The sequence below is a fragment of the Vibrio sp. 704 genome (assembly GCF_033339295.1).
The window spans coordinates 1-636 of sequence record NZ_JAWOUH010000577.1; the positions used below are offsets into that span (position 1 = coordinate 1).

General features: G+C 39.3%; 2 pseudogenes. One reads left to right on the forward strand and one right to left on the reverse strand.

The annotated features are described in order from the left end of the window. Positions 1-181: pseudogene (locus R7R24_RS27845) on the reverse strand (NAD(P)H-dependent oxidoreductase); the annotation flags it as partial. A 236-nt stretch (positions 182-417) separates the two neighbouring features. Here R7R24_RS27845 and R7R24_RS27850 point away from each other — a divergent pair. After that, positions 418-636: pseudogene (locus R7R24_RS27850) on the forward strand (globin); the annotation flags it as partial.

The window sequence follows — 636 nt, forward strand, 5'->3', positions numbered from 1 at the left end:
CTTCTTTGATGATGGCCATATCGTCTTGAGAAATGCGTTTTTCTGCGTCGTATTTTTTCGCTGTGTAGCGGCTGTTTAGATCTTTAATGATTTGATGAGACACGTTTTTATCCTCGTTATTCAGTTTTATATCGGCCGCTTTTAGCTTCGACAACCACGCGTACCTCGAAAGTGAGTTCATAGTACCGAATAACCAGCAATTGATAAGATGGCTTTTATTTAAATCACTTTTAACTTTTTGTTGAAAATCGAACAGAGAAGTTGGGAGTGATGTTTCAAACTCTGCGTAGAGAACGTGGTCTTTGCTGTTTCTTGGCAAAAATTACAAGCTTTGAGATATTCGCTTGCCCCTTGTTTGAGATATTAAATTACACTCATAAAATATGAGTTGTACTCTGGTTTTCGTTTGGAGTGGTCATGAATGTGATTGAGGTTTTCAACGACAGTTACGAGCGTTGTGTTCTCAGTGAGCACTTTTTCGAGCGGTTTTATGCCAAGTTTTGGTCGAAAGGAGAGAGCTTTCGGCAGAAATTTGAAGGCGTAGATATGCAAAAGCAAGTTCGTATGCTCAAAGGTTCGATCGTCTTTTTTATGATGACAGACACGTCTTCTGATGCGCGAAAAATGATGGAAAAG